Source organism: Bradyrhizobium sp. SZCCHNR1017 (assembly GCF_032381375.1).
Taxonomy (GTDB): domain Bacteria; phylum Pseudomonadota; class Alphaproteobacteria; order Rhizobiales; family Xanthobacteraceae; genus Bradyrhizobium.
Map to the genome: position 1 here is coordinate 99,059 of NZ_JAUHIR010000013.1, position 12,343 is coordinate 111,401.

General features: G+C 64.0%; 14 protein-coding genes. 3 read left to right on the forward strand and 11 right to left on the reverse strand.

Annotated elements, in window-relative coordinates; genetic code table 11:
- Window positions 1-471: 471 nt before the first annotated feature.
- Window positions 472-753 (reverse strand): hypothetical protein, encoded by a 282-nt coding sequence (locus QW863_RS27160; protein WP_315769318.1) that lies wholly within the window; start codon window positions 751-753, stop codon window positions 472-474.
- Between the two features lie 63 nt (window positions 754-816).
- The gene (locus tag QW863_RS27165) at window positions 817-2,010 is read right to left on the reverse strand and encodes a LanC-like protein (protein WP_315716593.1); all 1,194 of its coding nucleotides are present in this window, start codon (window positions 2,008-2,010) and stop codon (window positions 817-819) included.
- Between the two features lie 159 nt (window positions 2,011-2,169).
- Here QW863_RS27165 and QW863_RS27170 point away from each other — a divergent pair, with 159 nt between their 5' ends.
- Window positions 2,170-2,631 (forward strand): SRPBCC family protein, encoded by a 462-nt coding sequence (locus QW863_RS27170; protein WP_315716594.1) that lies wholly within the window; start codon window positions 2,170-2,172, stop codon window positions 2,629-2,631.
- 86 nt (window positions 2,632-2,717) lie between these two features.
- Here the strand turns inward: QW863_RS27170 and QW863_RS27175 are convergent, their stop codons facing one another.
- From QW863_RS27175 to QW863_RS27190, 4 genes are all read right to left on the reverse strand, one after another.
- Window positions 2,718-2,879, reverse strand: a complete 162-nt coding sequence (locus QW863_RS27175) for a hypothetical protein (protein WP_315716595.1) — start codon at window positions 2,877-2,879, stop codon at window positions 2,718-2,720.
- 322 nt (window positions 2,880-3,201) lie between these two features.
- The gene (locus QW863_RS27180) at window positions 3,202-4,572 is read right to left on the reverse strand and encodes a hypothetical protein (protein WP_315716596.1); all 1,371 of its coding nucleotides are present in this window, start codon (window positions 4,570-4,572) and stop codon (window positions 3,202-3,204) included.
- A 376-nt stretch (window positions 4,573-4,948) separates the two neighbouring features.
- Complete coding sequence (locus QW863_RS27185; protein ID WP_315716597.1) at window positions 4,949-5,467, reverse strand: GNAT family N-acetyltransferase; 519 nt, start codon at window positions 5,465-5,467, stop codon at window positions 4,949-4,951.
- A gap of 225 nt (window positions 5,468-5,692) precedes the next feature.
- On the reverse strand, window positions 5,693-5,887 hold the full coding sequence (locus QW863_RS27190) for a hypothetical protein (protein WP_315716598.1): 195 nt from the start codon (window positions 5,885-5,887) through the stop codon (window positions 5,693-5,695).
- Window positions 5,888-5,918: 31 nt separating this feature from the next.
- Between QW863_RS27190 and QW863_RS27195 the strand changes: the two genes are divergently transcribed.
- Together QW863_RS27195 and QW863_RS27200 are read left to right on the forward strand one after the other, a co-directional pair.
- Complete coding sequence (locus QW863_RS27195; RefSeq protein WP_315716599.1) at window positions 5,919-6,284, forward strand: hypothetical protein; 366 nt, start codon at window positions 5,919-5,921, stop codon at window positions 6,282-6,284.
- A gap of 357 nt (window positions 6,285-6,641) precedes the next feature.
- A complete protein-coding gene (locus QW863_RS27200) occupies window positions 6,642-7,541 on the forward strand; it encodes an NAD(P)-dependent oxidoreductase (RefSeq protein ID WP_315716601.1) in 900 nt (299 codons plus the stop codon).
- 125 nt (window positions 7,542-7,666) lie between these two features.
- Here the strand turns inward: QW863_RS27200 and QW863_RS27205 are convergent, their stop codons facing one another.
- The 5 genes from QW863_RS27205 to QW863_RS27225 form a co-directional block, all read right to left on the reverse strand.
- Window positions 7,667-8,446 (reverse strand): ABC transporter permease, encoded by a 780-nt coding sequence (locus QW863_RS27205; protein ID WP_315716602.1) that lies wholly within the window; start codon window positions 8,444-8,446, stop codon window positions 7,667-7,669.
- The gene (locus tag QW863_RS27210) at window positions 8,443-9,555 is read right to left on the reverse strand and encodes an ABC transporter permease (protein ID WP_315716712.1); all 1,113 of its coding nucleotides are present in this window, start codon (window positions 9,553-9,555) and stop codon (window positions 8,443-8,445) included. The genes QW863_RS27205 and QW863_RS27210 overlap by 4 nt, the downstream gene beginning before the upstream one ends.
- A 35-nt stretch (window positions 9,556-9,590) precedes the next feature.
- Window positions 9,591-10,685 carry an ABC transporter ATP-binding protein gene (locus QW863_RS27215; RefSeq protein WP_315716603.1) on the reverse strand — a complete coding sequence of 365 codons (1,095 nt, stop codon included), beginning with the start codon at window positions 10,683-10,685 and terminating at the stop codon, window positions 9,591-9,593.
- 105 nt (window positions 10,686-10,790) lie between these two features.
- Window positions 10,791-11,792, reverse strand: a complete 1,002-nt coding sequence (locus QW863_RS27220) for an ABC transporter substrate-binding protein (protein WP_315716713.1) — start codon at window positions 11,790-11,792, stop codon at window positions 10,791-10,793.
- Between the two features lie 318 nt (window positions 11,793-12,110).
- Window positions 12,111-12,332 (reverse strand): hypothetical protein, encoded by a 222-nt coding sequence (locus QW863_RS27225; protein ID WP_315769322.1) that lies wholly within the window; start codon window positions 12,330-12,332, stop codon window positions 12,111-12,113.
- Window positions 12,333-12,343: the final 11 nt, after the last annotated feature.

A 12,343-nucleotide genomic window follows, 5' to 3' on the forward strand; every position in this document is an offset into this window, starting at 1 on the left:
CGCACAACGCGCTTGCGCACCTTGCGCTGGGCATCAGCGTCGGGATGCCAGGACCACGCGACTTGACCGTGCGCATCGACGTCGTTCGTCGGCGCGGCTCAGCCACGCTGCAACATCGACACGCCCACCGCATCCCGCCTCGACGTTCGTGACGACCGCGAAGCGCCCCTCTTGTGAGACGGGACGGGCAGATAGAAGCATAAATTCTGGAAAAAAGAAACAAGAATCTTCATGCTCGGGAGACTGGACAGAGACATGTGTTTGAGGCCGCAGTCAAAACGAGTTTTTCTGGCGTAGGCGATCTGGATGCGGATGAGGGGCAAAGAGACGACCGCGCACCAATGCCGACAAGACCGGCTCCCCGATCTGAACCGGACGAAAGCACTTGGCGCGCTCTATTGGAAGGTCGCCGTTGTCACTCAAGAGACCTCCAGCAAGAGGGTTAGACGGAGTGTGCCGTGGGTACGCCTTTTACGATCTCGTTTTGAGATCAAGTCCCTTCCATATTTCGAGTTCATCAGAGTCTTCATAGGCAATGCAGAGGCAGACATCGTCTCGCCCACCGGTTCTACGGGCAAATTCGATGCTGTGAATGGGGGCAGAGATAGATAGCGAAGAGTTTAGCGGCACGCTGACGATCATGCCGGCCTGAATCTGCCCACCTGCCATCTCGCCAGCCAGAACAAACAACCGGCGACTTTCAAGGGCGAAGGTCTCGTTCACACGAAAGCTGAACATCAGGAAGACCTGCATCATGATATCGTGCTTGTCTCTTCCTTGCTCGAAACAGACATTGATAGCAGTCCCCAACTTGCTTCAGAACACGTCGATCGTCGGAAACCGTGGCTCTCCGGTGATGCAATCCCAGAGGTAGACGGCGAGGCCGACGTCGCCGGTCCATAACGAATAGCGTCCGCGGCCGGCGACCATCTGGCCGCCGCGAACCTGCACGATGGCGGTCATCGCGAACTGGCGCGCGCGGTCGAGCCAAACCGGGTCGTGGGTGCGGCGATAGAGCTTGAGGAAGGCGTAGCCGTTTCCGCCGGTGCCGTGGCAGAGGTTCGAGCCCTTGGTCAGTGGTCCGGCGGCCCAGGTGAAGCGTCCGCCGTCCAGCAGCAGCGCGTCGAAGTCCGGCGTCGCGAACGGCGCGTCGGCAAAGGTCGTCACCATGCCCGGGGCACCATGACAGTGCTGACAGAGGAACAGCCGCTTCTCACGCTTGCTTCGCGGTCCCCATGTGGTTCCGATGTCATAGCGCCATGCGTTGGCCGCGAGCGCCTTCGGGACGAAGGCGGCCACGTGAGCCTGCTGTGCCGCCGTCAGCCAGTCCCATCCGAGCAACAACGGGATGACGTTGCCGGCGAAACCATGAACGGGTCCGAGGAAGCGGTCCTTGGCGCCATATAGATCCTGGGTCCAGAGCGGGCCCTGCGGTGTGTCCTCCAGCTCGGCCAACAGCCGTGCCGCCTGCACCTCGAACAGGCGGCGCCAGCGCGCTTCCCCGGTCATCCCCGCCATGTGGACCGCCGCGACCATCGACCCCGGCAGACCCCACATCAGCTCCCGGATCGGCAGTTCGTTGTTGTTCTCGGCGTGCCAATGAATGAGGTCGGCGAGGCTCGACAGTGGCGTGAGCCGCATGGCGAGCAGGGCGGCCCCCATCTCGCCACGGAGCAGCGAGCCATGTTTCTCGTAGTCGGCAGGCGAATTGGCTGCGTGGTCGATGACCGTCCGCTCCATCAGCCTGGACAGCACGGGGCGGAAATCCTTGGTCGCTCGGGTTGCGCCGACACGATGCAGGTAGTCGAGGGCCCAGATCACACCCGCGGCGCCCTTGTAGAAGCTGGGATCGCCGTCGGCGGTCCCGTCGTCGCTGGGGTGGGCCGGCCAGAAATGATCGGGATCGAATTGGGCGATCGCATCGGCCGCGATGTCTTCGATCGCGGCCAGGGCAATCGCTTCGTCCCAGGGAGTCTGGACCAGCGGCCGATGTCGTCCCAGGGTGATCATCGTGTCGGGCTCTCGGGTGCTGTCCGTCGGTCGCGTCAAGCAGGCAGGCCGCGGGGCGCATGATTGGCAACCAGCCTATCCAAAAGCCTGCCGTCGGTACACCATCGGTCCTATCGGATGATGGCTCGAGACGATGCCCAAGGTCCGCGGGGAATGAACATGCGCGAGACCCTTTCGATACGGTGCTACATCGCCGCGCCTCGGCCGGCGGTCTATCGAGCGCTGCTCGATCCGCGCGCGATCGCAAAATGGAAGGTGCCGGACGGGATGACCTGCGACGTGCATGCGTTCGACGCCCGTGAAGGCGGCGCGTTGCGGATTTCGCTTACCTATGACGTGCCGACCGGGACCGGCAAGACGACGGCGCACACGGATACGTATCGCGGTCGCTTTGTGAAGCTCGTCCCGAATGAGCAGGTTGTCGAAGTGGACGAGTTCGAGACCACGGATCCTGCGCTACGCGGCGAGATGACCATCACGATCACGCTCGCCGATGCGGATGGCGGGACCAAACTCCTTGCCACGCATGATGGACTGCCCCGTGGCGTATCGCCCGCCGACAACGAGGCCGGCTGGCGGATGGCGCTCGCGAAGCTCGCGGCGCTCGTCGAGGCGCGATAGGCCGGGCGTTCCGCTCATGCCCGCGGCAAACATGGGTATGCCGATCACCGGCCGCCGTTCACCGACGCGGAGCAAGAAAAGACCGATCAGAAAAAGCCGTGGCTCAGATCCGTCCCGTAGGTCAGCGCCATCGCCGACACCAGCAATATGGCGGCACAGAGCAGAAGGAACTGTTTGAGCAGTTCGTGTTTCGTACTGTCGGATGCTTCGGAAAATGCCTTATGAAATGCCTTGGTCAGAGCCGTCATTGCGACCTCGATCTCCTCCCGCCCTTGAGTAGGTCAAGGCAGCAGGCAGAAGGTTCATCTCGGCACAGATGCTGACCGGCATTGGACGCGAAAGTCCCGGCTGGACGAAGGCCGCCCGGTCTCCTCAGGCGCGGCGGCGGCAAGCCCGAGCAGGACGACGAAACCGCCGATCGGCGGCAAATGCTGGACATCGCAGTGGCGTAGGACGGTCGCTCCTGCCGCGGCAATGAGCGCCGTGCCAAGCGCCAGGCCGACGGTGGGACGGTCGCTCAGTGCTTGATCGCCATCCAACCGCCTTCTTGCGAGATCCGGAGCCGCACGCTTATTGAAACACCTTCACGGTGCGACGCTGTTTGGTGGAGACGGTCCAATTGACGTCGCAGGAGTCACCCGCGTTGATGCTGAGCGTCACGTTGAAGCAGACCTTGCTTTCGTCGGCGACCGCGCTCTTTCCGGTAAAGCACCCCGGACGTGTTTCGGAAAAGGAAAGAGCAGCGGTATCGGGTATCAGCTCCCAACCTGCGTCCGCCGCAGCGCATGTTTGCACCGGGCCTGCTGATTTGCCGACCGGCGCGCCTGTAGGATGATCGAGATGCATAGGTCCGCCATTGACCGATATGCTTTTTGTCTGCACGATCTCCTTCAAGATCGGTGGTGGAGGTAACAAAACGTCATTTGCAGCGAGACTGAGCGACGGCATCTGTACGACGGCGACAAATTCCGAGTTTGGTACTCGCTTGAAGACGTAGATCCGCTCTCCGGGACCGACGCTAGCCTCGACGATCTTGTCTTTCTGGTCGCCGACAACGCCAAACGACTCTCCGCCAATGACCTGAATGATGAGGGGATTGGGGTTCGGGATCGCGCTCTTAGGCTCGAAGCGGATTCGTAAGCTGACGATCTGCTGGCTGGGGCTCTTGGTCACCACAGCGGTCAGGGGCGATCTCGACTGAAGGCAGGCCGTGTAGGCGGCAAGGCCATTTTCATCGACGCCCGACGTCACCAGATGCTTCGCTTCGTCAACGCTATAGTTGAACCGCGTCTCTTGGTACATGCTGGCGCGCTTTGCCGCGAAGCTCTTGAAATCTCCAGCGAAATATTCGGGGATGATTGCGGAGGCAGACTTCTTTGCCTCTTCATAGTTCGCCTCATTGATCAACTTGAGCTGGGCGAGCATGACTGCAAGGGAAGAATCCTCGATGCGCATCGCCTTGAAAGCTTCGATATTGCAATCGCTCGCCTCACTGAAAGCCGCGCCCGAAGATCCCAACAGGGCCACGACAACAAAAATCGCAAGTCTCACGACAATTCTCCCTTTTCGAATGAGATTGAAGGGGCCAGAAAAGAATGTTTTGGTGAAATCGTGAGGCCAACGAAAAGTCGGCCATCCAGTGTCATCAGATTGCGCCTTGCCAAGAGCCAAAGCAATATCAAAACGCGTCGCAATCTCTGCCGGCAGCCCCGCCGTCAGGCGTCTCGAAGCGAGCAAGTGCAAAGGAACGAAATCATCAGCTGCCCGGATCGGCAGTTCGTCGTTCTTCTCGGCGTGCCAATGAATGAGGTCGGCGAGGCTCGACAGTGGCGTGAGCCGCATGGCGAGAAGGGCGGCCCCCACCTCGCCACGGAGCAGCGAGCCGTGTTTCTCGTAGTCGGCAGGCGAGTTGGCTGCGTGATCGATGACCGTCCGCTCCATTAGCCTCGACAGCACGGGGCGGAAGTCCTTCGCACGGTCTGTCGCACCGATACGGAGCAAGTAGTCCAGCCCCCCAGATCACCCCCGCCGCGCCCTTGTAGAAGCTGGGGTCACCGTCTGCCGTCCCGTCGTCGCTGGGATGGGCCGGCCAGAAATTGTCGGGATCGAACTGGGCGATCGTGTCGGCTGCAATGTCGTCGATCGCGACCCGAACGGCCGCTTCGTCCCAGGGGGTCTGGATCAGCGGCCGGTGGCGTCCGAAGGTGATCGTGATGTCGGGCTCCCCTGTGCTGCGCGCATCTCATCAGCTCGTGACTGCGGCCCATGCCGCCATCGCCTTGAATGGGAGAACCGACCGATCCCAGCAGCTCGGTTGTCAGGTGCTGTCAGCCGCACGACTGAAGTCGAGCGCCATGTGCGCCTCGTCGTAGTATCGGCCGCCGTCCTTCGCGGCTTTCAGCTCCAGGCCAAATTCCACGAAGCCGATGCTTTCGTAGAGCCGTCGCGCCGGCACATTGTCCTGGACGACGATCAGCTGAACGATCTCGACCTGCTCGCGCGCGACATCCAGGATGGCATTCGCCAACAGGCGCGCGAGCCCGCTCCGTCGAAAGGCTGGCTTAACGTACATGCCGAACAGCCGGCCCTTATGGGCGTGCTTCGGCCCCTGCTGGACGACGAAGCCCAGCGTGCCGACAAGCTCGCCGTCTCGAAAGGCGCCGAGGGTGTGGGTGTCCTCAAGCCGCCTGGCGAACCATTCGACGCCAAGCCCGTTCTCCAGCTCGAAGGTGCTGCCCATCGATTCCGGGCTGATCGTCAGCGCCTCCAGACGAAGGGCCTTGAAGCATGCCGCATCGTCGGCCCGCAGGCGCCGGATCGTTGCAGCAGGGCTCATGGACCGGCTTTCCATCGTCCTCGCGTGAAAAAATCTTCGCGTGAAAGCGGCGCCCTTGGGCGAGCGCTTCGCCGCATGCGCGTGCTCGACTCCTCGGCCTACGGGCCTTCACAGGCCGACATGCCAGCCGGCCTGCAAACAATGCGGCCTGCCGCAAGCGCAGGCCGCCAGACGTCACCTCACAGGAGCTGACCTCAGATGAGGCCGAGAGGTGAAGCCATCAAACTACTGGGCGCGCTTCAACCGCTTGATCTCGGCGACCTGAAACTTGCCGCCGGCCAGCAGGCTGCTGCAATGCAGCCAGACCTTGTTGCGATCCCAGCCCAGGAACGCCTTGGTCTCCGCACAGTCCGCGTAGTGCTTGTACCTGAGGGTGTCGGAGCAGGTCGTATCGAAATGCGAAAATTCCTGACCGGACAAGCTGCATCCGACCCAAGGCGCATTGCCCGACTTGAAGCTGGTCTCGCAGCCGCCGTTGCAGCTGCTGGCGGCTCTCTCCAGCTTGGCGATCCTGGCTTCCACGGAGTCCGACGCAACTGACGGCGCGCGCGCCGTCGACGACGCCGTCGACCGCGTGCGGCGCGAGATCCCGGTGTCGGCCGTGGTCTTCGACCTCTGGAGCTTTGTCGCCTGCTTCGGTGCGTCGACCGTTACGCCCGGAAGCGAGGGGGCGGAGCCTGGTGTGATTTGCGATGCGGCAGGACCGCACAGCAGGACGGTTGCCAGCACGGCGGCAGCCGAGGACACGACGACACTCGACGACAATCTCATGACAATATCCCTTCAGGGACGAACCTGCCGTCCCAATACATTGTGACCGCACTATATTACCTATCCGAAAATGGGAAACTTGGCTACTCAGCGCCGAAAAAATTCTGCGAATGATCGTCGTTTGCATCGCGATCGGGTGATGTGCCGGCGACGCATCCAGAGATTGCCGTGTCGCGATGGGAGGCGATTTCGGATCGGCAGAATGACGCGCAGGCTGGACCGCGGGCGGTTGGCCTGACGTCACCCGTCGGGAGGCGGAGCTATCAACGCAGTGCGGCAATAGGCTTCCACGCGGCATTGAAAGCAGGCCGCGTCCCGCGCGGCAGGCTGCAAGTTCCTTGTGGAGCAGCTTCGCTGGAAACTGCTAGAAGCGATCACGCACTCACAGGGGATGACGAGCTCAATGACAGCCAAGCGCGTGGTGTTCACCGGGGGAACAGGCAAGGCGGGCAGGCATGTACTGCCGCATCTGCAGAACAAGGGCTACGCGCTCCTCAACGTCGATCTCAAGCCGTTCGATCACCCCGGGATCAACACCCTGATCGCGGATCTGACGGACAGCGGCCAGGCCTTCAACGCGCTGACCACGCATCATGGCTTCGGCGGCTTCAACGCCGGCCGGCCGCCACGGGCGCCGGATGCGGTGGTGCATTTCGCCGCGATCCCGCGGGTGCTGATCGAGCCCGACAATGAGACCTTTCGCGTGAATACGATCAGCACCTACAACGTCATCGAGGCCGCGGCGAAGCTCGGCGTGCGCAAGATCATCATCGCCTCCAGCGAGACCACCTATGGCGTATGCTTCGCGGAGGGCGACAAGGACTTCAGGAGCTTTCCGCTCGAGGAGGACTACGACACCGACCCGATGGATTCCTACGGGTTGTCCAAGGTCGTGAACGAGAAGACCGCGCGCGCCTTTGCGATGCGCTATGGCATCGACATCTACTGCTTGCGCATCGGCAACGTCATCGAGCCGCATGAATACGACATGTTCCCGCGTTTCCTCGCCGACCCGCCGTCGCGCAAGCGCAATGCCTGGTCCTATATCGACGCTCGCGACCTCGGCGAGATCGTGCATCTGGCGATCCAGAAGGACGGGCTCGGCTTCCAGGTCTTCAACGCGGTCAACGACACCGTCACCGCAACGATGCCGACGCGCGAGCTGCTGCGCCGCTATTGTCCGAATGTGCCGGTGACCCGCGAGATGGGTGACGACGAGGCGCCGCTGTCGAACCGCAAGACGCGCGAGGTGCTCGGGTTCAAGGAAGCGCACAATTGGCGCAAATACGTGAAGGCGGGGTAGGGCAGCCGTAGGGCGGATGAGCGCAGCGTAATCCGCCATTCCGGCTGTTGTGCGCATAGCGGCTGTTCGCGCACGGGGCGGCCGATTACGCTGCGCTCATCCGCCCTACGGACCGGTGCCTTCCCTCACGCCATCCGCCGCCGGAGCGCGAGCATCGCCAGCGACAGCACGATCGTCCCGACGATGAACACGGCCGCCGCCGAGACGATCGCCGGGCTGATGTTCTCGCGGATGGTGGCGAACATCTGCCGCGCCAGGGTGCGCTGATTGGGACCGGCGACGAACAGCGTCAGCACCACCTCGTCCAGCGACGTCGCGAAAGCGAACAATGCGCCGGAGATGATGCCGGGCAGCGCGATGGGAAACGTCACCGAGCGTAGCACCACGGCGGGCGAGGCGCCGAGACTCGCGGCGGCCCGCTCGAGCTGGATATCGACGCCCTGCAAGGCCGAGGAGACGTTGACCAGCACGAACGGCACGGCGACGACGGTGTGCGCGATGATGACGCCGAGATAGGTGTTGGTGAGCCCGTAGCGCGAGAACATCAGCTGCATGCCGACGCCGAGCACCACCGCCGGCACGACCATCGGCAGCAGGAACACGGTGCGAAGCGTCGCGAACAGCAGCGAGGCGGGCTTGCCGCGCAGGCCGAGCGCGGCGAGCGTGCCGAGCAACGTTGCAAGGGCTGTGGTCCCCGCGCCGATCAGCAGGCTGTTGACGATCGACAGCCGCCAGGAGTCGGCGGTGACCAGCTCGCGAAACCAGCGCGTCGAATAGCCGGGAATGGGATAGTTCAGGAACACGCTGTCGGTCAGCGATAGCGGCAGCACCGCGATCAACGGCCCGAGCAGGAACACGATGACGGCGATCGCGAACAGCAGCTTGACGAGCGGCAGCCATTTCATGCGCGCTGCTCCTCGGTCGAGGTCAGCCGGATGTAGGCGGCGTAGAGCAGGATCGTCATCGCGAGCAGGACGAGGCCGAGCGCGCCGGCCATGCCCCAGTTCGCGGCTCCCGTGGCGTAGTAGGCGATCACCGAGCTGATCATCTGATCGTTGGCGCCGCCGATCAGCGCCGGCGTGATGTAGTAGCCGAGCGCGGCCATGAACACGAGCAGGGCGCCGGAGACGACGCCGCGCATCGACAGCGGCAGCAGGACGTGGACGAAGGCGCGCAGCGGATGCGCGCCGAGCGAGGCCGCCGCCGGCATCAGATTGCGCGGGATCGCGATCAGCACGCTGAAGATCGGCAGCACCATGAACGGCAGCAGCACATGCGTCATGGCGATGACGACGCCGAGCCGGTTGAACATCAGCGGCACCGGCGCTGACGTCAGGCCGAGCCCCTTCAAGGTGGCGTTGATCAGGCCGTTGTCCTGCAGCACGACATACCAGGCCGCGGTGCGTACCAGGAGGGAGGTCCACAGCGGCAGCAGCACCGCGCCGAGCAGGATCTGCCGGCGCCAGCCGTCGACCGAGGCGGCCACCATCGCGAACGGCAGGCCGATGAGGATGCAGGCCAGCGTCACCAGCGCCGAGGTCACGAAGGTCCGGATCATGATCAGGCGGTTGGCCGAGGCGCCCTCCGGCATCGCAGCGATATTGCCGGCGGCGTTGCGCTCGAGGTCGACAGCAGCGAGCAGGTTCTTGTCGGTCCAGGGCGAGGCGACGGCCTCGGCGATGGTCGTCCAATAGGAGGTCTCGCTCCAGCGCGAGTCGATTGCTGCGAGGTCGACCGCGTCGGTGCCGTCGAGCGCGCGGCGGGTCTTGCCGAGCAGGCTGCGGAATCCGGACTGCGCGCTGTTGAGGCGGCGAACGAGATCGCCGAACTGCTCGTCATTGGTCAGCTTGCGGATGTCGTCAATGAACGCGGCCTGTGCGGTTGCAGGAGGCACGCTCGTGCGGTCCCAGCGCGCCAGCGCCTTGTGGGTGCGGGGCAGGGACTCGGTCGCGACTGGATCGGATACAGCCGACTTCATCATCGTCACCAGCGGCACGACGAAGAACGACAGCATGAACGCCAGAAGCGGCGCCAGCAGCAGAAATGCCGTCAACCGTTGGCGGAAGACTGGTCGCATGATCCCACCACCCAGACGTCCGACGCCGCGAACGACAGCGCGACCTCGCTGCCGACCTCCGCAGCCTGACCGGCACGATCGCCCTTGATGATCAGCCGCTGCGCGCCGACCGTGGCGACCAGACGCACGTGATCGCCGAAATACACCGCATCCAGGATGCGCGCGGTCAGGCGGTTCGCGGTCGCCGCTGCATGATCGTTGGTCCGGATGGCCTCGGGACGGATCGAAACCTGCACCTTGCCGCCATCGATGCGGGCGGAGCCGGCATGCGCCGACAGCGTGAGGCCCGAGTCCGTCGTCAGCCGCATCACCTCGCCCGCGTGCTCGTCGAGCTTGCACGCCAGCAGGTTGGTCTCGCCGATGAACTCGGCGACGAATGGCGTGCGCGGCAGCTCGTAGATCTCGCGCGGTGTGCCGATCTGCTCGATCCTGCCGTGGTTGAACACGGCGATGCGGTCGGACATCGTCAGCGCCTCGTCCTGGTCGTGGGTGACGAAGACGATGGTGAGGCCGAGCCGGCGGTGCAGGTCGCGGATGTCGAGTTGCATCTGCTCGCGCAGCTTCTTGTCGAGCGCACCGAGCGGCTCGTCCATCAGCACCACCTGCGGCTCGAACACCAGGGCGCGGGCGAGTGCGACGCGCTGCTGCTGGCCGCCGGAGAGCTGCGCCGGTTTGCGCTCGGCCATGGCCGACAGCTTGACCATGTCGAGCACGCGGGCGACGCGCTGCGCGATCTCGGGCTTGGACGTGCCGCGCATCTTGAGCGGAAAGGCGATGTTGTCGCGCACGCTCATATGCGGGAACAGCGCGTAGTTCTGGAACACCACGCCCATGTTGCGCTTGTGCGGCGGCAGCCCATCGACCCTGGCGCCGCCGACCTCGATCGTGCCGCTGGTCGGCTGCTCGAAGCCGGCGAGCATCATCAAGAGCGTGGTCTTGCCGGAGCCGGAGGGACCGAGCAGGGCGACAAACTCACCGCGCGCGATATCGAGATCGAGATCGTCGACCACGGTCAGCGCAGCGAAGCGCTTGACCACATGCCGGAACGAGATGAAGGGGGTATCCATGACGGAGGCTTTCGGCGCGGACCTCGCCGGGACTCATGCACGAGGAGGGCAGGCGCGCGTCGCGACGACGATCATCGCGCGCCCGGTTTGCTGAAGCGGCGAGCCTCAGCGCGCGAGCCAGGCGTTGAAGCGCTTCGACAGCTCTTCAGAATTGTCGGTCCAGAAGCCGACGTCGAGCGCGATCGCCTGCTTCAGGTTGTCAGGCGTGGTCGGCAGCTCGGCGGCGAACTTTTCCGGCACCAGCTTGGCGGCGGCGATGTTCGGCAGGCCGTAGGCGATGTATTCCGGCAGCTTGGCCTGGTTCTCGGCCTGGCTCGCAAACGCGATGAAGTTCATCGCGGCATCCTTGTTCGGCGAGCCCTTCAGCACCACCCAGCTGTCGACAGCGTAGATGCTGCCCGGAAACACGAAACCGAAATGCTTGCCCTCGGTGCGGTTGATGGCGCTGATGCGGCCGTTATAGACCGAGGTCATCGCGACCTGGCCGGATGACAGGAGCTGCAGCGGCTGCGCGCCGGCCTCCCACCAGACGATGTCGGCCTTGAGCGCGTCGAGCTTCTTGAAAGCGCGCTCGACGCCCTCCTTGGTCTTCAGCACCTTGTAGACGTCGGTCGCCGGCACGCCGTCGGCCATCAGCGCGAATTCGAGCGTGTATTTGGCGCCCTTGCGCAGGCCGCGCTTGCCCGGAAACTTCGCCGTGTCCCAGAAGTCCGCCCAGGTCTTCGGCCCATCCTTGATCTTGTCGCCGTCATAGGACATGCCCGTCGACCACACGATGGCGCCGACGCCGCAATCGCTCACGCCGGCCGGGATGAAGCCTTTCTTGTCGCCGATCTTGCTCCAGTCGATCTTCTCATAGATGCCGTCGCTGCAGCCGAGCTCGAGCTCCTCGGCCTCGACCTGCACCGCATCCCAGTTCGGCACCCCGGCCTTCACCTTGGCCTGCAGCACGCCATAGCCGCCGTCCCAGCTCTCGTCGAGCACGGTGGCGCCGAGCTTGGCGGCGAACGGCTGGAAGTAGATCTTGCGCTGCGCGTCCTGATAGTTGCCGCCCCAAGACACCACCGTGAGATCGCGCGCCTGCGCCGCCGCGGCGACGCTCAGCATGGCTGCCGCCGCCACCAGCACCGTCTTCGAGACGGGGAGGGCCGCGCGTGGCGTCCCGTTCGACACCTTCACACCCGTGGGGCTGGTCCGCCGTGAAAACATGCTCGATGATCCGTCGCGCTTTGAAAGGTTCAAAAAAGCTATCGGCTGTTCCCAGCCGTGGCAAGCGCGAGTTTTGATCGTGAGATGATGCCATTTTGGCGCTAGGCGCCGCGCCGGCCGCGTTGCGGCAGGGCGTGTTGAGATCGTCCGCTGCCGGCGCATGGTCTGGTCCGGCGGGGGTCACGCCCCCGGGGACGTGTTTGGAGCGTTGCGGTCCTACAATCCGGCGCTGCAACCTTGATCGTCCGGGCAGGCAAGCGCCGGCACCGGTTCGCTCCCCGCCGAATTGTCGACGACGAGACCGAGCGCCGGTGTGCTCGTCGCCCGCGCACGGGTCGGAGCCGGCAGCCGCCGCGATGCACCGTGGGCGCCGATGCGTTCAAAACCCTCTGCTGTCTTCATCAGTCTGGCGGCGACAAGATGATTCAAAAAATCCATGTTGCAACTCC